The sequence below is a fragment of the Nitratiruptor sp. YY08-10 genome (assembly GCF_016629565.1).
Lineage (GTDB): Bacteria > Campylobacterota > Campylobacteria > Campylobacterales > Nitratiruptoraceae > Nitratiruptor.
The window spans coordinates 1520109-1538584 of sequence record NZ_AP023057.1; the positions used below are offsets into that span (position 1 = coordinate 1520109).

The following is an 18476-nucleotide window of genomic DNA, read 5'->3' on the forward strand; positions in this document are numbered from 1 at the left end:
TTCCAAATTTAGCAACAGATTTTTCAGCAGAATGAAAGAGTCGAAAGATCGGGGCAAAGCCCCTGAAAGATTAAGAAAGAAGTGCATCAAGTTTTTGTTTATATACATCCTTGCTTGCTGCACCAACCATTTGATCAACAAGCTGTCCATCTTTAAAGAAAAGAATTGTAGGAATTGATCGAATACCGTATCGAATAGCGATATCTTGTTCTTCATCAGTATTGACTTTTGCAATTTTCGCTTTTCCTTCATACTCCTCAGCAAGCTCGTCTATGATTGGAGCGATCATTCTACAAGGCCCACACCAAGGTGCCCAGAAATCTACCATTACAACACCTTCTTTGATCGTATCATCAAAATTGGATGCATTTAATTCAATATATTTTCCCATTTTTTTCTCCTTAACTAATAAATTTTATCAAGAGATTTTATTATACTCTTTTTTTCTTAACCTCACATAATTGTGAGATTCTCTATCATCTCCAAAGTATTCTTTTTGATAAGAACACCATCAATTTGATACGGCAAATCAAGACCATTTTTCATCATATAAAACTCGATTGCCAAAAGAAGTTTTTCCATCTTTTTGTGGGTAATTCTATGAACAGGATCATCTTTATCACTCGATTTCACTTCGATAAAATGGAGCACTCCATCCTTTTGTGCAATGATATCTATCTCTCCAAATCGGGAATGAAAGTTTTTCTCTCGAATGGTAAAACCATTTTTGATCAAAAACGCTTCCGCTTTCTTTTCGCCTCTTTGTCCCAGCAGATAGCTTTTGAGTCCCATTACAAAACTTTTACTTTGACACTTTTAAAACGGGCCGTTTTGACAAACGTATCCGCTTCATCTCCAAAAAGGTAATTGATATGGCTTTTTGCATGATGAAAAGAAACATACAGTGTCCCTCGCTTGATCGTTTTAGAAAATTTGATCTTCAAAGGATGGGACCTTCCATATTTGCTTTCCAGTACAACCCTGTCTTTCCCTTCAAAAAACTCTCTATCTTTCTCACTCACCAATAAAATATCCTCTTCATGTCTCTTTGCCAGCTTTTCACACGCTTTCGTTTGTGCTGCATTGTTATAATGAACGATGATTCGTCCGGTCGTCAGATAAAAATGGGGATCTTTTTTTTGCATCAACTCTTTCATCATACCTCGAAGCTCATACTGTTTATAACGAAATGTTCCATATCCGTCTTTTGTTCGAAAAGTATCTTTATGCAAAATAGGAGTATCCTCTTCAAAAACAGGCCATTGTAAACCACGCAAGCGATTTTTGGCAAGCTTTTCATAACTTGCACCTTTAAACCTCCTATGCGCCACCTTACGTACTTCATTCCAAATAGATTCTGGATTTTCATACGCAAAACTTTGATCAAAAAATTTGCCTATTCCGACCAATACCTCCCAGTCATCTGGAAGATTGCACTGGATGAGAGGTTGAGAAAGATGGAGTCTTCTTTCGGCATTCACATAGACTCCTTCTTTTTCATAGGCACTTTTGACACCAAAAACCACATCAGCATACTTTGTGATTTCGTTGAAAAAGATCTCATTGACAACCAAAAGTTCCAGGTTTTTGAGAGCTTTTTTGATCTTGTTTTGGTTTGGATGGATATGTGCGATATCTTCGCCCATATTGAAAAGCGCCTTTATCTTGCCCTCAAGCATCGCATCTATCAAATCCGGCGTCATCAACCCTTCAACTTGAGGCTTTTGGTAGTCTGGCAAATAGTATGGCAGCATACCCATATCGCAGGTGCCCTGGACATTGTTTTGTCCTCGAAGAGGCATTAGTCCGCCCCCCTCTTTTCCGATATTTCCTGTAAGCATTGCCAGATGGGTGATCGCCATCACTGCATAAGAACCATCCAGATGCTCCGTAATTCCAAGTCCCCAAAAAATAAGAGTTTTTTTGTGCGCTAGATCATAGGCAATGGAGGTAAGCTTTTGCGGTAGATCCTCATATCCTCTGATATGCTCAAATAAAGAAGGATCAGCAAACTCATCATTTAAAATTAATGCTCTGTACTCCTCAAAATTTTTACACCGTTTTTGGATAAACTCTCTATTTTCCCATCCGTTTTCCAAAATGATGCGGGCAATCATGTTGAGGATTAAAAGATTTGTCTCAAAAGGTATGGAACAGTGGTTTTTGGCAAATTTGCTCAGCTGAATCTCTCGAACATCGATAACACTCAAATCTACCCCATCTTTCACCACATCCAAGATTCTGTTGGCAACAATCGGATGGGCTTCAGTTGTATTAGAACCAATAACAAGAATATTTTGCGTTTTATAGATATCATCAAATGGATTTGTCGCAGCACCTTCTCCGATGGTCGCACGCATCCCTTTGAGGCTCGGCGAGTGGCAAACACGGGCACAATTATCCACATGGGGGCTTTTGATCACTTCTCTTGCAAATTTTTGAAAAAGATATCCACTTTCGCAACTAGTTCTCGCACCCCCAATGGCAGCAAAGGAATATGGAGAATGTCTATCGATGATGGATTGAAGCTTCTTTGCAACGACACTGTAGGCAGATTTATAGGAAGTGGTATAAAAATCGCTATCAAATGGAGTCAGTTCGACATTTTCAAAAAGATCTAGATTTTTTTGAACGAAACTCTTTTTGATATAGGCGTGGCGAAGGCGATTTGGGTGATACAGATACTCCCATCCATATTTGCCTTTGATACATAGTTTCCCCTGGCTCACTACACCTTGGGGGTCCGCGTTTACTTTTACGATACGCCCATCTTCTATCGTCGCTGCAATATCACATCCTACGCCACAGTAGGTGCAAACACTTATCACATCCATTCTCGCTCCGCTTTTTTGCTTTATCTTATCCTATCTCGTTTTAATTTTATCGCAGCGACCAATATAACTTTTATTTAATAGTTTACTTTAAACCTCTATGCGAATCATAGCAGGCTCTTCTTTCAAAAAGGCCTGTTGTTTGAGCTCATTCAAAGCTTTATGTATCTCACTCTCTTTACACTGGTGGGTTGAGAGTAAAAGATGAGCCAATTTGTCAGGTCCAGGTTTTTGAAGCATCGATTCGATTGAGATATTGTACTCTCCAAAAATAGAAGCGATCTTTGCCAAAATTCCAGGTCTATCTTCCACAAGAAGCCGCAGATAATAGTTCGAAAGGATAGAGTCTTTCGAGGCAAGTATCATGCCAGATTCGAGTGGTCGCTTGAAACCAAGCATCGGTGAGCATTTCCCGCCTCTTGCGATATCGATGATATTGGAAACAACCGCGCTGGCAGTCGCATCGCCACCGGCACCTGGTCCATAATACATCGTCTCACCGACTACGTCACCGATTACGCTCACTCCATTCATTACACCATCTACTTTTGCGATCATCTGTTCATTGGGAACCAGTGTCGGATGGACTCGAAGCTCCACTTCGTTGCCTCTTTTTTTGGCAATCGTCAACAACTTGATGGAGTAGCCAAACTCATTGGCAAATTCAAAATCGAGTGTATTGATTTTCGTAATACCCTCGATCAAAATATCTTCAGGTTTTGCGTCAATCCCGTAGGCAATGCTTGCCAGAATGAGCAGTTTGTGGGCTGCATCGTATCCTTCTATATCAAAAGTCGGATCGGCCTCTGCATAGCCAAGCTCTTGAGACTCTTTTAAAATAGTGGAAAACTCGGCTCCTTCATTTGCCATTTTTGTCAAAATATAGTTGCAGGTTCCATTCATGATGCCTCGAATTGCATCGATATGGTTGGCACTTAGACCCTCTCGCAGTGCTTTGATAATAGGAATGCCACCTGCCACACTCGCTTCGAACTCAAAAGGGATATCGCCAGCAAGTTGCTGCAGTTCATAGCGATGATATGCCAAAAGAGCTTTGTTTGCCGTTACGACAGCTTTTTTGTTTTTCAATGCTCTTTGGACAACCTCGTACGCTTCCTCCACCCCTCCCATGAGTTCTACAACGATATCGATATTTGGATCATCTGTCACTTCAAAGGGATCTGTGGTCAAAGGAATGTTGATATTTCGTTTTTTTTCCAGATTTCGAACAACTCCTTTGACTACCTGGATCTCTTTCCCGGCTCTTGCACTGATAATGTCTCTATTTTTCTCTAAAACTTGAACGACACTGGTTCCTACCGTTCCTACGCCGATGATTCCTACTTTGATCATTGCTGAGCCTCTTTCAAAAATTTTTTGATATTTTTTGCCGCCTGTCGGATTCGCTTTTCATTTTCGATCAGCGCAATTCGCACATACTCTTCTCCGCCTTCACCAAATCCGATACCAGGACTTACCGCAACCTTGGCTTTTGTCAAAAGCTCTTTGGAAAACTCTAAACTTCCCATATCTCGAAACTGCTCAGGAATTCTTGCCCAGACAAACATCGTTGCTCTTGGTTTTTCGATCTCCCATCCGGCTCTTCCAAAAGAGTCGATCAATACATCCCGTCTGTGTTCATACTTTTTCCGTATCTCTTCCACACAGTCTTGTGGACCATCCAAAGCCACGGTGGCCGCTACCTGAATCGGCGTAAACATACCATAATCGATCCAGCTTTTGATCTTTTGCAATGCCCCCACAAGCTTTTTGTTTCCTACCACAAAACCTACACGCCATCCGGCCATGTTGTAACTTTTAGAAAGGGTAAAACTCTCAACAGCTACATCTTTGGCCCCATCCACTTCCAAAACACTTGGCGTTTTATATCCATCATATGTCAGATCTGCATAGGCAATATCGCTTAAAATATAAAAGCGCTCTTTTTTTGCAATCCTAACAAGCTCTTTATAAAACTCTGGCGTAACAGTTGCGGTAGAGGGGTTGTGGGGAAAATTCACTACAAGATATTTTGGTCTTGGGAAAGCGTCATTGAGCGCTTTATGCAGATCTTTGAAAAACTGTTCTTCATCCACTTCATAGTGCTCGTTAAATTTCAAATAGGTCTTATGCACGCTCCCACCAGCCAAAATAAAAGCATAAGAGTGGATAGGATAGGTTGGATCGGGCACAATCGCCACATCCCCAGGATTTGTCACAGCCTGCACAAGATGGACATACCCCTCTTTGCTCCCCATCGTAGCCACTGCTTCGGTTTCCGGATCCAGTGCCACACCATAGCGCCTTTCATACCAGTTGCATATGGCAAGACGGAGTTTATAGATTCCTTTACTTGCACTATAGCCGTGATTTTTTGGTTTTTGTGCCGCTTCGATGAGTTTATCAATGATATGTTTGGGAGCCGGACCGTCTGGATTTCCCATACTAAAATCGATAATATCTTCCCCAGCACGCCTTGCCGCCATTTTAAGTTCATTCACAGCGGCAAAAACATATTTTGGAAGGCGCTCTATCTTATTAAACCGTATTTCATCAAACATTATTTTCCTTTTATCGTCCCACGATCTTCAAACTATATTTCATATTTTTCATAGTATAGATGTCTGAAATTTTAATATAATAGCTCCCTTTTGGCAATTGTACTGTCAGTTTTTTTACTCTTTCATCTTTTTTAATAACGGCTAACGGATAGAGATGATTATCGTAGATAAATATTTTCGCAAACCAATGATTTCTTGGAGACGGGTAGAAGATCAATGTTTGATATCGTGAAACATCGATCCATATAGGCTTACGAATCTGCTTGATATATAACTTGTTATCCAGCTTCATCGCATCAATTGTAGGAAGTGTAGGAGCAATAGTGTATTCCCATCGAGTATCCACTTTTTGCAAATGTACAACATTCATGCCGTTTTTACGTAAAAACCTCGTTATAGCAACGGGATCTGCAATTTTTGTGGAAGCATAATGAAAAGCAATTTGATACTCCTCTTCACTTTTTTTTATCTGTGAAACCGTATAGTCAAAAATATCCACTTTTTGCATCGCATCAAATGCGTTTTTAAAAAAGAGATTGGGTTCACTGAATGAACGAAAAAGTAGTGTCTGTTCGGTGGGTCTGTCAAACTGCTCTTCAATGAGTCCGATTCTTTTGAGCACCTGAACGACTTTGGAGATATCTACCATTTCGTTTTGTACATACCGGTCTCTTTTGAGAAAAACCGCATGCAATATGGCTCTGTTTTGATCAAATTTTTCCTGACCAATAATGGAAATGATCTCATCTTCCAGTGTTGAAGCCATCAAAGAATATGCAACAAGAAGAAGCAGAAGTACTCTTACCACTTATGCCCTTTGCTGTAGAGATCAAATGTTTTTTTATCTATTTTTTCAAGTTCTCCTGCTCTGTACAAAAAACGCATTTTCAAGCGTTCTTTGTAATCGGTTATATTCCCGTCTATATCGACTCGAAACAATCCATGTCCTGTCATGATAAGTTGATCTCTTGAAGTATCGATCTCAACCGGCTTGGATGTTATATAGTTTTTTCTTTTGTAGTTATCAAGATACATGATACCGATCCAAAGTTTTTTCTTGGGAATGAACGTAACCGTTGGCAAAGAGAGCTTTTGCTCTTTTTCTTCCAAATTTTTTGATGCATTTGTTTCAGAAATTGCCGTTTTTGTTTCATTTTCTTCTTGATGTCCTACAAACGTTTCATTTCGCTCTTTTTGTGTCTCCTCTTGCTGTATCTCCTTTTCAGTACTTATCTGCGCTGTCACATTCTTGTCCAGAAAAGCGGTTTGCATCGATTTTAACTCACTGTTTTGGATACCGTTTTTTTGACTTGCAAACCAAAAAAGTACTCCGGAAAATACAACGATTGCAGCAATTATCAAACCTACAGGAAACTTGTTTTTGCTTTGTATCTCTTCTTGAAAAGCTGTATGATGATTTTCTTGATGCGTTTGAAAGTAGTTTTGGGCACTCTCCTTGAGTTCACTCAGATCCAGATCAAAACGATCCTCCAAAATCTTTATAAGTCCAAAAACTTTCGTTCTGTTCCCTAATCCTTCAAAATCTTGTTCGATAAGTTTTTTAAAAACTTTGTGGGGAATATAGGTTTTTTGAAATACCTCTTCGGGATCAAGGTGTTTTAGTTTATCTGCATCACTCATCTCTCATCCTGTCGATAAAGATTGCTGCGGCAGCTGCCACATTCAAAGAGTCAAACTCCCGTTTCATTACAATTTTCAAAGTTTCATCGCATTTTTGTACCGCTTTTTTCGGAATACCCTCTCCTTCGCTTCCAAGCAGTATTGCTCTTTTGCCATGAAATTTCTTGTTTCGTACATCTGTGCCTTCCATATCGGCTGCATAAACCAAAAAACTTCTGTCTTGAAGCTCTTTAATCACTTCATGAAGATTGAATTGTAAAGCGATGGGCAGATCAAGAGCCGCACCGCTGCTTCTTCGAACCACTCCTTCCATCTTCAAATCTCTCAAACCGCTGATCACCAATCCGTCGGCTCCCAATGCATAGGCACTTCTTATAATGGAACCTATATTTCCCACATCCGTTACATTGTATAAAAGAACTAAAAATTTGTAACTTTTCAAATCCTCAAAAGGGGTAAATACAAAATCTTCAATTTCCAGTAAAAAGCCTTGATGGTTGCCACCCTTTGCGAGTGCCTGTGCCTTTTTATTGTCAATGCGTTCTATCTTTATGCCCAATCGCTGAAGCTTTTTCCAAATACCCGCATCTACATTCTTATTCAGCAATATCCGCCGAACGATATCTGGATGATGATCGAGAATATAATGAAATATCTGCTTACCATAGACTATCATGAGATGATTGTAACTATTTCTTACTTAAGAATTATTAAGGATGGAGTACCACTCTTTGATACTTTTATCGCTTATTTTGGATAAAAGTTTCGCTTTCTCTTTTTTTGGCAGTGGCAAAGCCATAATATCGTTTATTTCCAGCGATAATGCAGAGCTTTTTTGCTGTGAGCCTTGTATTACAACTACCCACTCTCCTTTGATTGATTCACAAGAGAGTTTTTCGCTCAACTCTTTTGCACTCCCTTTGAAAAATGTTTCATACTTTTTTGTCAGTTCTTTGGCCAAAAAGAGTTCTCTATCTGGATCGATCGATGCGATTTGCTCTAAAAGTTTTACGAGTCTGTGAGGAGATTCATACAAAATCGCATTCTTTGAAGATTGAAGAACATCTCGCAGTTTTTCTTCTCTCGCTTTTCCTTTATGGGGTAAAAATGCAAAAAAACAGAACTCTTTTTCTTCAAATCCACTGGCTACATAGGCAGTCACAAAAGCACTGGAACCCGGCAAAACTTCATATTGTATTCCTTGGGCTTGCGCATATCGGACAAGGGAGGTGCCAGGATCACTGATCCCTGGCATGCCTGCATCACTGACATACACAATATTTTGATCAAAAAAGGCTGGATCGATTTTTTGCAAAAATGCATCTTGATTGTGTTCGTGGAAAGAGAGAAGTTTTGCTTGAAATGTTTCACCAAAACGGTCAGATAAAAGTGTAAGAAGCTTTTTTGTAACTCTGGTGTCTTCGCAAAGAATGATGTGGGCTTGTTTAAGGGCCCGAAGAGCCCGAAAAGTGATATCTTCTATGTTTCCTATAGGAGTAGGAACGAGAGTAAGCACTACTTGAGGTTGTATTTTTTCTTGAACTTGTCGACTCGTCCAGTCGTATCTACGATTTTTTCACTTCCGGTAAAGAACGGATGGCACTTGTTGCATATGTCGATTTTTAGCTGCGGTTTATTGGACATTACGACAAAATGGTTTCCACACGCACATGTCACTTCGCACTCAACGTATTCTGGATGGATATCTTTTCTCATTGCTCTGCCTTTTTATGTTATGAATCGATTGCTCTTTTAGGAGCGAAATATTACCCTAACTTTTTTTGATTTTTGATTAATCTTGGTAATTAATTCACAGCAAGGCTTTCGCCTCGCTGCTACATAGGGGGAGGGGAGTTAAAATTATATCACACTCTTTGCTTTATATTTGATTAAACAACTTGTTTTAAGGTTTTTAAAGACAATAGTTATTTAAGGTAACATTATATATAATTTCCAAGCAAAAAAATAAAGGAGAACAGATGAGAAGAGGCGGATTTACACTGATCGAATTGATCTTCGTGATCGTCATCATAGGGATATTGGCAGCAGTGGCCATACCAAAGTATAAAAACTTGAAGCAAAATGCTGAAGCTAGAAGTGTTGTAAAAACGACGATTGATGCTGCCGAGTCTGCGGCCAGTGCTTATGTTAATTCCAAAGACCTTGAAAACACTGATGTCAATCTGACGGATATTGTCAAATTAAAAGGAAATGGCTGGACAAATAATGGTAATAATGAATACGATTATACCGATCCTAAAAACAGTCAAATTGTAGCTAAAATTATTTTAGATCCAACCAACAGAAATGTTACATATGAGATCAACTGTTCAAAATTTGACGATACAACTACCCAAACAAAATGTCAAGATCTATTAGGTGGAAATTCAGCAGTTAGTGAAACTATAGAATTCTAATGCGTAAAGCCTTCACCCTTATAGAACTTATCTTCGTCATCGTCATCATAGGCATCCTTGCCGCGATGGCGATACCAAAATTCAAAGGTCTTACTGCAAACTCCAAGATTGCCAGCGAACTGGCTACAGCTTCTACGATACAAAGTGCCATCGAAGATGTGCATGATGAGTGGGTGACAAATGAAGGAAGCTTCACATGGGGAAATGGCAGAAGCTCCAGTGAACTTACGTCAACCGGATATCCACAAAAACTTGGTGATTGTCCTAACCATCCATTTAACTGGATTTTGAAAAACTCATCTGTTGTCGATAGCAAATGGACTTGCCAAGATAACGGCGATGGAACCTACACATATAGAGGTCCTGCATCACAAAGTAACAGCGGTGTTACTGAAAATGGGGCTGGAAAACCAGACAGTAATGACTGCTGGGAATACAATAACACAGCAGGAACGTTTCAGCTCAAAGAGGATTGCAGTTAAATATCTTCCATCTTCTTCATAATCCAAAGTCCAATCCCCAAAATAATCATACTGATGATTGCGATAACGATACTTCCGCTTTCAACTTCCATTATCCGGCCACCTCAGTTAGATTCCACATCGGTAAAAATATACCGAGTGCCAACGTCAAAACAAACCCAGCAATTGCCGCAATCAATATAGGCTCTATCAAAACCGCGATATTATCGACGATGTAATCAAATCTATCTTTATATATCTTATTGACCTTTTGCAGCATCTTACCAAGTCCACCGCCAACCTCTCCGGCTTTGATCATCTCTACAACCATATTTTCAAAAATCCCGGACTCCATAAAACCTTGATACAGACTCCGTCCCTCTTCTATTGCCATGGCGATTCTTCGCATTCTCTCTTGCAAAAATCTGTTCTCTACAATCTGAAGCGCAATATCCATCGCTTCAATCATAGGAATTCCCGCATCGTGCAGTACTTTAAAGATATAGATAAATCTGCTTACCATTGCATAGAGTGTTGCTTTACCGATTATCATGATTTTAAGTAGCATTTTATCCATAAAAAGCTGCGCTTTATAATTTTTCCTATACAAAATACCCAAAAACACAGAGATTCCCACGGCTCCTGCCAAGATATAGGGACCAAAATCGATCAAAGAGTGTTCGAACCATAGTAAAAATCTGGTCGGCAGCGGCAACTGCATGCCGGACTCTTTAAAAAACTCCTCAAACTGAGGGATAACCATCACAGTAACTATGGCAAAAGCTATGGACATCGCTACTATGATAAAAATAGGATAACGGGTCGCTTTTCGAAATTTTCTTCTATTATCTAAAATTTCTTGATATATCTTCGATAAATGCGCCACCTGTTCTGAAAGCGTTCCCGTCTCTTCCCCAAGCCGAAACAGAGATAAAGAGAGGGTACCGAGCTGCCTTTTAAAACGCTCTACAGAAGCATACAGACTCATCCCACTTTCGATATCTTCAAGGATTTGGGTAAAAATGGCTTTAAGCATGGGATCTTTCTCATTTTTCACAATTTCTTCCAACGAAAAATTAAGAGGCAAACCGGCATCGAGCATGATAGCCAACTGATCAAGCAGTGCGATATACCTTTCCAAATTGACCGGCCTGTTTTTTATGGGACTTTGATGGCTTTGTATCCATTTTTTCAGCTTCATCCACAGGGATTCTGGAATCTCTTTGATCTCCAGCATCACTCCCTTTTGCATCTGCATGAACTGTTCAATCGCATTGATACGATTTTCAGCCTCAATGATAATGGAGTCTTTTTTCTTGCCTATTTTGTATCTGATTTTGAAGTATTTCACCTATTTTCCTTCGCTACTCGCAATACTTCATCAATCGTCGTTATACCTTTCAAAGCCTTTTCAACCCCATCTTGCACCATCGGCTCAAAATCTGTATGTTCCAATGCATAGTGCAAAATCTCAAATTTCGTCGCTCCTTCACTGATCAGTCGAGCAATCTCCTCGTCGACAACTAAAATCTCTGCTATCATGGTGCGACCGTAATATCCTGTAAAATCACATTTTGCACACCCTTTTCCGTGATAGAAATGTACTTCTTTATCTTTTGGCAGATACTGTTCGATCTTTTTGAGCAGTGAAAGTGGAGGTTTGTATTCTGTTTTGCAATAAGGACAAATTTTTCGAACCAATCTTTGGGCTACGATCCCGATGAGCGCATCAGCAATCATATAGGGTTTCAATCCCATCTGAACGAGTCTTGGAATGGCTCCTGGAGCATCGTTGGTATGCAGTGTCGCAAAAACCAAGTGTCCAGTCAATGCCGCCTGGGCTGAGGCATTGAGTGTTTCAAAATCGCGAATCTCACCGATCAGCATAACATCCGGATCCTGCCTCAAAAAAGATTTTACCGCTACTGCAAACGTGAGTCCCGCCTTTTCGTTAACCTGAACCTGCTGTACAAGAGGCAGCCTATACTCGACCGGATCTTCCACTGTCATGATTTTGTTGTGGATACTTTTGATCTCATTGAGCGCAGCATATAAAGTAGTCGTTTTACCGCTTCCTGTCGGTCCGGTAATAAGAACAATTCCATATGGAGCATGTATGATATCAAGAAATTTGTCCAGATTTTTGGGTGAAAATCCAAGCTCTTCAAGCTTCAATAACACTTTTTCTCTATCCAAAATCCTCATCACAAGGGATTCGCCATAGATCGTAGGAGTGGACGAAAGCCTAAAATCGAATGGTTTTCCATCGATCGTCAATGAAAAACGCCCATCTTGCGGTTTTCTTCGCTCACTGATATCCATACCACCCAACAACTTGATTCTGGTATCTAAAGCATTGTATATTTCGTGGTCAAAAACAAACGTCTCATAGAGCACACCATCTACACGTACCCTTACACTCGATCTCTTCTCATCCGGTTCGATATGGATATCGCTGGCTCTTCTGTGAATGGAATCTTCTATGATCAGATGAATAAGCCTCTCTACTGCACTCTCTTCGCCCTCTTTTTTTAAGCCTTCCGATTTGAGCTCTTTTCTAACCTCTTCTACAATCTCTTTGGTCTTTTCCAAAATTTCGAGCCTGTGAAAAATTGCCTCAATATCATCTTCAAAAGCCAGATAGAGCTTGATAGGCTTCATGGCAATCGTTCGCTCTAGAAGCTCCAATGCTTCATAATTGAGAGGATCTGAAGTTGCAACATACAGATAATCTTCATCCTCTTTGAAAGGAATCGCTTTGGCCGCCTTTAAGGTATTAAGAGGATAGCGCGAAAGCTTTTCAAAATCGATTTTTTCCCCGTAAAGATCGACAAAATCCAAATTCAACTGCTTTGAGAGAGCTTTGAGAAGATCTTTTTGTGTAACATATCCCTCTTCTAAGAGTATCTGCCCAAGTTTTTTGGTATAGCCATATTCTTTTTGCAGCTTCAGAGCTTCTTCAAGCTGCTCCTTGGTAATAAGCCCCTCTTTGACAAGAAGATCTCCCAATCGGACCTTTTGCTGTATCATGACCACTCTTTCAAAAGATTTCTGATTTTTGGTGAATCTTGAAATTTGAGAAAAAAGCGTAAAATATCTTTAGCTTTTTGTTTCTTGCCCTTTGCATAGAGAGCTTTTGCATAAACAATCCAGGCATCATCTTTATATCGATCGAGTTTATTGGCTCTTTTGGCCCAAAAAATTGCTTTATCATACCTCTTTTGCTTATAAAATGCTTGTGCAATCTCCAAAGCCAATGTATAGTTTGGCCTTGTTTGATAGGTTGTAATGAGTTCTTTTAATGTGGTGGGTTTGGTTTGCAAAAGCGCTTCTTTTTCATTTTCAGCAGTTTGATTTTCTATGATTTTTTGCTTCTTTGTAACCACCTTCTTTTTTGATGCTTTTTTTGAAGGGGGTAGAGACTGCTTCTTTGCCAAAGAGCAGTCACCATGAACTATAACAGCATCTATACCTTTGCTTTTGGCATACTTCAACCACGGAAGCAACTCCTCTTTTGTAGGTGCTATATTGCAATGAAGCTTCAATATAGGCCTTTGCTGGGTATCAAGTTGAATAATGTTGCAATCTAACCCTTTTGCTTCATACGTTTTTTTTAGTTTTTTTACACGATTGATTGCAAATTGTGATTTACCATAGCCAAAATAGGTTTGCAATGCGTAACAATATTTCTCCTGTTTCTTTACTTTTTTAGATTTTTTAGGTTTGAAACTTGTCACCCTTTTGATATTCTTTTGTTCTTTGTACATTGTTTTATTATAAAAATACCACACTCCTCCACTAACCAAAAAAAGAGACAAAACAACTAAAATAAACCGTTTAAAATGATACATACGACACTTTTTTTCTAACTCTTCCAAGCTATACACGTATCAGTCCCCCATCAATCGCTGCCATAGTCAAAAGACACCTGCTTGGTTTTGTCCATCTCTTTTTTCCCTTTTTCTGTGCCTCATCCATCAATAAAAACAGTTTATTCAGCAGCTTTTTGCTCTCTCTGAAGTTGCCTTTACAAAGTTTATGGATGCTCTTGACATATTTTTTTGTAAAATCTCGGGCGATACTCTCTTCATGTGCCAACCGAAGCTCTTGCTGTATGAAATCGAACAACTCATCCAATGTCAGACCTCCCATGTCAAGCACTTTGTGAGGTCTGGAGGCAAATTGCGGCTCTTTGAGGATAGCCTCCGATTCATGCCTATGCATCGCAAGCAAAAACCAAAATGCTTTGCTGTCTGCTAGTATTCTAATGAGCTCCACCATCGGCTTGCTCAGAAGTTGTGCTTCATCAATAGCGATAAAGAGATTGGATGCTTTGTAGATAGCAATCGCTTGTTGTATCATAGATTCCAAAGAAAAATCCTCTACTTTTTCGCCACTTCTTGTAATAAGCGTTTTGATAAAATCCACCGGTTCAAAAAAAGGAGTATCGAATTTGATGGTTTCATACCCTTGCAAAAACGATGGGAGTCTATCTAAAAAGACCGATTTCCCGCTTCCTGGCTCTCCAATCAAAAAAAGAATCTGTTTCGTCTCTTCATCGACTATTTTCAAAAGATCGTTTTGGATTTTCGCTATGGCAGAGGTTTCGAAAAAATCTATATTCTCCACCCTGTCTTCAAACTTCTGAGCGATCTTTTTAAAGCGAGACACTACTGCTCTCCAAAGATTTTTGTCTCATCGATCGTTGGAAAATGCTCTTCTTTCACAATTTTTGGAATGATAAGCACAAAGAGTTCGCTCTTTTTGACACTGTTGTTTTTGCTTTTAAATGCATACCCGATAATCGGAATATCTCCCAGTACTGGCACTTTATTGAACTGTTTCGAGTAATTTTTGCTGATCAGTCCCCCTATGAGAATCTTTTGTCCATCTTTTACTTTTACGATAGAGGTAACCTGTTTGAGCCTGATATCAGGTGGCAACGTTCTATTTGTTTCATACCCTATATTCTCATTTTTCAATGCACTTGTTACCGGATTGATTTTCATGATGATATTATTGTTTTCAGTGATTTCGGGTATCACATACAATGAGATACCAACAAATGTCTGTCCAATCTCATATGTTTGTGTCGCTACCGCATTGCCTCCAGTAACGACAACACCATTTTCATACCGGTATGAGAGCTGATCGCCCACATTGATGATTGCCGGCTGATTGTTGAGTGTCATCACTTTAGGATTGGAAAGAATTTTGACTTTGCCATATTTTTTCAAAAAGTCCAGAAGTCCTTGCATAGAAAAGTTGTATCCGATAAAATAATCGGGTGTACCGAAATTGCTGAATTTTGTTGAACCTGAGCGGCTTTGCTGAGCCGATCGGCTTCCCGTCACATCCAATGAAAATTTACTCCAATCGATTCCAACCGTTTGATTATCGTTGTACTGTACCTCTATGATTTTCGCTTCTATCATTACCTGTTTGTGCATCCGATCCTGCAGTTTTTTCAAAAATCTCTCAATTTTATCGAGTTCCTTTTTTGTTCCCGTTACAGTCACAATGGATGCATCTTTATTTAAAAAGACATTGGAACGAGAATCGTGTAAAAAGGTCTGCAACTGCTGCTTTAAACTGTCCCAAAACTTGAACTCTGAAGTCGTGACGATAGAGGTATAATCGGAGGACTGCCCTCCCTGTGTAGGGCCAAAACTTCCATATGACCCATTCGTTCCATAGGTACCGTATCCACTTGAACCACTATATCCTGTCCCATATCCTCCTGTAGTCGTTCCTGTTCCAGAAACATTCCCAAGTGTCACCGATTTTCTGCTTTCCGTTTTCATCGAAGCAAGATTGATATAGTCGATATTGAAGCTTTTCGTTTGTCGATAGGCGATTTTTAGCAGATTTTTATTTGGCTCGTAAGTATAAAAAAGGTTGTTTTGACCAAGAAGCAAATCCAAAAGCTCATTGAGCGTATAGTTTTTGACATTGATAAAATCGAGTCGTTTGTAGATTTTCTTTTTTGCCTCTTTGTCTTGAAAAAGTATGCTTATATCGCACTCCAAAGAGAGATCTTTTAAAACATCCCGAATCGTGACACTCTCTCCATATGCCTTAAGATTAAAAAGTCTGTTATCACAATTATTTGCAAATAAAAAAGCAGTAACAAGCAACATCATCCATATTTTTTTCATTGTCGCTCCATTTTTAAAATATCTTTTTTCCGAAAGGATACAACCTTTCTTCGTTTCCCTTTTTGCAAAACAACATAATTTTCACCGATCAATATCAATTTGTATCCAAAAATTTTGCCACCAAGAGGAACCAAACGTCCATTGATGAAAGCTTTATCGTTCAATATCGCCTGCAAAGAAAAAGCGATCTTTCTTTTGACAGGTTTGATCCTTTTTTTTGGTGCATGTTTGATAATAACAGAAGCTTTTTGAAAAGGATCGTATTGTACAGGAAGTTCCAGTGCAAAAAGAGATATCGCCAAAGTACTCAGGAGAATCTTTTTCATAACCGATCTCCGAAAAACTGCAGTGTTGCATGAAATGTTGGATATTCATCAGATAGCTCTATATGCAAAGAACTAATCCTAAAAAGCAACCTGTTGGACTCTGCATATCTCAAAAGCTTGACGATATCCAAAAATCTGCCACTTCCAGTCAGCTCCATCTCTTGAACGATATAGAGTTTTGCAACAAATTTTTTAACAGTCGGATTAAAATCGATCTTTTGAAGATCTACTCCGTATATGACACTTTTCGAAAGAAAATCTGTCAAAAAAGCATAAAAGTTTTTTGGCATCATCAACTGGTAATGCTTCTGTTGCAACTGCTGCATCAGTTGAAATCGCTGTGTTTTTAACTGTTCGATATCAAGATTAAGCTGAGCGATCTCGTTTTGTTCCCGTTTTATTTTTTGAACAATACTGGTTTTAGAAAGTTTACGAGCCTTTTGGATAAGATGTTGCAGTTTTTGCGATTTGCTTTGCAACTGCTGCTCAAGCGGTTCATAGGAGAAAAAATAGAATAAAAAAAGTGCCAATAAAAAAACGAGAGCATAAATCATCATCAAAGTTTTACTATCCAGTGATTCAAAACGCTCTTCGAGCCTGTCGAAAATCTCTCTCATTTTTTTACCTTCACAAGACTCTCATAAAAAGAGTTATCCCTGACGATCTCTTTGGTCGATATATCAGAATACCCTTTTTCCAAAAGGTATCTGATAAATGCTCCTATTTTCTCTCTTTGTTCATATTTTGATACAAGGTCCACATCGATACTGGATGTTCCATTTTGATCGATAGATTTTGTTGTGAGTTTGTAGCGATAAAGTGCTTCAATGATATCGTTCATCATTTTCTGTCGCTCTTTTTTCCCCTCTTCAACCATCGGTATCGCTGAAAGAGTGAGCTGTGCAAGCTCATTTTCATGAAGCATCTCTTTTTTACGCTTCAAGATTTGCTTTTTTTGATCCCGAAGCTGTTTGAGTTTTTCCATCAGTTTTTGATTTTTTTTGCGAAGTTTAGAAATTTCACCCTCTTTTTGTGCAATCAGTTCATCAAAATGGTGTACCTGCTGATACAAAAAAAGTGTTCCTGCACCAAAAAGTATAAGTATTGCAGCTGCAAAAACGAGAAGCTGAAAAGAGCGGTAATGGTATATCGGTTTTTTTCTTTCATAAATGGTGAAATTTAGTTTTTGATCAATTTTTTCGAAGTTTTCGATATATTCGATAGCTAAAGCAAGAGCACTCTGTTTTGGAGAAAGATCACGGTATTTCAATGGCTGCACGACTATATCTCCGATCATTCCCGCTGCCATCATAACAGCTTCCAGCCCTTCAATTCGTTCCCCTTCAAAATCGAGATAGATTGCATCAATCTGTTCAATACCAAAATAGGAACGTTTATAGTTGATAGCGTAAACGATTTTTTCCGCATTTTTATAAAATCTCTCCTGCAAAACATCGAAGATGTTCATCTCTTCAGGAGCATAATTTTCCTGTTTTAGCCCTTTTTCACTCAGAAGTGACTTGAGCTTGGCTGTTTCGATACCGCATTGACTGGCAAGATCTGCCAAAGACTCGATACTTCGAAAGGCGATATATTTTCCCTCTTTATAAATAGCCGCATACGCCTCCTCTTCACCAAGATATAAAAACAGATGATTTTTCGTAACAGTAAATTCTTGGGCATATAAGGATTTATAGATCAAAAATCGAGGAAAAAGGACATCGATAAAACCGATCTTCTTTGCGATTTTCCCAAACTGCTCCTCTATTACTTCTTGTGGCAGCGCATACGCTTCTATGAGATAGATGTTATCTTGCTGAATAGGAAAAGCAAGATAGTCGATGACATAGTTTCTATTTGGATCGAGCCCCCCTTCTTGATACATTTTCAGTTCAACTTGAATATCGAGCTGCTCTTTTTGCAAAGTGAGGGGCAGTTTGGTTGTAAAAGTGATCAGCTTTTTGGAATTGATGAGAGCGCCGATGCGAAAATTTTTATAGGTTTTTGGCTTGAGTGTCTCAAATTTGCCATTTTGGAATGTATAAAGCTTATCGTTTTCAATAAAAGCTGCCTGCACCATC

The 18476-nt window shown here is 39.1% G+C and carries 20 protein-coding genes; 2 read left to right on the top strand and 18 right to left on the bottom strand.

The genetic code is table 11. The annotated features are described in order from the left end of the window. Positions 1-70: 70 nt before the first annotated feature. The 10 genes from trxA to rpmE all read right to left on the bottom strand — a co-directional run bounded on the left by trxA (position 71) and on the right by rpmE (position 8749). Positions 71-391, bottom strand: coding sequence for a thioredoxin (trxA, locus tag JG735_RS08095; protein WP_012082920.1), 321 nt, complete (start codon positions 389-391; stop codon positions 71-73). Positions 392-453: 62 nt separating this feature from the next. Beyond that, the gene (locus tag JG735_RS08100; protein WP_201334566.1) at positions 454-792 is read right to left on the bottom strand and encodes a YraN family protein; all 339 of its coding nucleotides are present in this window, start codon (positions 790-792) and stop codon (positions 454-456) included. Continuing rightward, a complete protein-coding gene (locus JG735_RS08105) occupies positions 792-2834 on the bottom strand; it encodes a molybdopterin oxidoreductase family protein (RefSeq protein WP_201334567.1) in 2043 nt (680 codons plus the stop codon). The genes JG735_RS08100 and JG735_RS08105 overlap by 1 nt, the downstream gene beginning before the upstream one ends. A gap of 87 nt (positions 2835-2921) precedes the next feature. Beyond that, entirely contained in the window at positions 2922-4184 is a 1263-nt protein-coding gene (locus tag JG735_RS08110; RefSeq protein WP_201334568.1) for a homoserine dehydrogenase, read from the bottom strand. After that, positions 4181-5392, bottom strand: a complete 1212-nt coding sequence (locus JG735_RS08115; protein WP_201334569.1) for an LL-diaminopimelate aminotransferase — start codon at positions 5390-5392, stop codon at positions 4181-4183. Before JG735_RS08115 ends, JG735_RS08110 begins: the two co-directional genes overlap by 4 nt. A gap of 10 nt (positions 5393-5402) precedes the next feature. Next, positions 5403-6200 (bottom strand): hypothetical protein, encoded by a 798-nt coding sequence (locus tag JG735_RS08120; RefSeq protein ID WP_201334570.1) that lies wholly within the window; start codon positions 6198-6200, stop codon positions 5403-5405. Then, positions 6194-7033, bottom strand: a complete 840-nt coding sequence (locus JG735_RS08125) for a hypothetical protein (RefSeq protein ID WP_201334571.1) — start codon at positions 7031-7033, stop codon at positions 6194-6196. Before JG735_RS08125 ends, JG735_RS08120 begins: the two co-directional genes overlap by 7 nt. Next, positions 7026-7709, bottom strand: a complete 684-nt coding sequence (rlmB, locus tag JG735_RS08130; protein ID WP_201334572.1) for a 23S rRNA (guanosine(2251)-2'-O)-methyltransferase RlmB — start codon at positions 7707-7709, stop codon at positions 7026-7028. The genes JG735_RS08125 and rlmB overlap by 8 nt, the downstream gene beginning before the upstream one ends. A gap of 24 nt (positions 7710-7733) precedes the next feature. After that, a complete protein-coding gene (rsmI, locus tag JG735_RS08135) occupies positions 7734-8549 on the bottom strand; it encodes a 16S rRNA (cytidine(1402)-2'-O)-methyltransferase (RefSeq protein ID WP_201334573.1) in 816 nt (271 codons plus the stop codon). Further along, the gene (gene rpmE, locus JG735_RS08140) at positions 8549-8749 is read right to left on the bottom strand and encodes a 50S ribosomal protein L31 (protein ID WP_012082929.1); all 201 of its coding nucleotides are present in this window, start codon (positions 8747-8749) and stop codon (positions 8549-8551) included. Before rpmE ends, rsmI begins: the two co-directional genes overlap by 1 nt. Positions 8750-9012: 263 nt before the next feature. Between rpmE and JG735_RS09910 the strand changes: the two genes are divergently transcribed. Beyond that, positions 9013-9450, top strand: coding sequence for a type II secretion system protein (locus JG735_RS09910; RefSeq protein WP_305080208.1), 438 nt, complete (start codon positions 9013-9015; stop codon positions 9448-9450). Then, complete coding sequence (locus JG735_RS09915; RefSeq protein ID WP_201334574.1) at positions 9450-9932, top strand: prepilin-type N-terminal cleavage/methylation domain-containing protein; 483 nt, start codon at positions 9450-9452, stop codon at positions 9930-9932. Before JG735_RS09910 ends, JG735_RS09915 begins: the two co-directional genes overlap by 1 nt. 91 nt (positions 9933-10023) lie before the next feature. Here JG735_RS09915 and JG735_RS08155 read toward each other — a convergent pair whose 3' ends face one another. The 8 genes from JG735_RS08155 to JG735_RS08190 are packed head-to-tail and all read right to left on the bottom strand — an operon-like array spanning position 10024 to position 18475. Continuing rightward, positions 10024-11262, bottom strand: coding sequence for a type II secretion system F family protein (locus tag JG735_RS08155; RefSeq protein ID WP_201334575.1), 1239 nt, complete (start codon positions 11260-11262; stop codon positions 10024-10026). Then, the gene (locus tag JG735_RS08160; RefSeq protein ID WP_201334576.1) at positions 11259-12941 is read right to left on the bottom strand and encodes a GspE/PulE family protein; all 1683 of its coding nucleotides are present in this window, start codon (positions 12939-12941) and stop codon (positions 11259-11261) included. Before JG735_RS08160 ends, JG735_RS08155 begins: the two co-directional genes overlap by 4 nt. Then, positions 12938-13762, bottom strand: coding sequence for a tetratricopeptide repeat protein (locus JG735_RS08165; RefSeq protein WP_201334577.1), 825 nt, complete (start codon positions 13760-13762; stop codon positions 12938-12940). Before JG735_RS08165 ends, JG735_RS08160 begins: the two co-directional genes overlap by 4 nt. A 28-nt stretch (positions 13763-13790) precedes the next feature. After that, the gene (locus JG735_RS08170) at positions 13791-14582 is read right to left on the bottom strand and encodes an ATP-binding protein (protein WP_201334578.1); all 792 of its coding nucleotides are present in this window, start codon (positions 14580-14582) and stop codon (positions 13791-13793) included. After that, positions 14582-16069, bottom strand: a complete 1488-nt coding sequence (mshL, locus tag JG735_RS08175; protein WP_201334579.1) for a pilus (MSHA type) biogenesis protein MshL — start codon at positions 16067-16069, stop codon at positions 14582-14584. Before mshL ends, JG735_RS08170 begins: the two co-directional genes overlap by 1 nt. After that, the gene (locus JG735_RS08180; RefSeq protein WP_201334580.1) at positions 16066-16395 is read right to left on the bottom strand and encodes a hypothetical protein; all 330 of its coding nucleotides are present in this window, start codon (positions 16393-16395) and stop codon (positions 16066-16068) included. Before JG735_RS08180 ends, mshL begins: the two co-directional genes overlap by 4 nt. Continuing rightward, positions 16392-17012, bottom strand: coding sequence for a hypothetical protein (locus tag JG735_RS08185; RefSeq protein ID WP_201334581.1), 621 nt, complete (start codon positions 17010-17012; stop codon positions 16392-16394). Before JG735_RS08185 ends, JG735_RS08180 begins: the two co-directional genes overlap by 4 nt. Continuing rightward, positions 17009-18475 carry a hypothetical protein gene (locus JG735_RS08190; protein WP_201334582.1) on the bottom strand — a complete coding sequence of 489 codons (1467 nt, stop codon included), beginning with the start codon at positions 18473-18475 and terminating at the stop codon, positions 17009-17011. The genes JG735_RS08185 and JG735_RS08190 overlap by 4 nt, the downstream gene beginning before the upstream one ends. Position 18476: the final 1 nt, after the last annotated feature.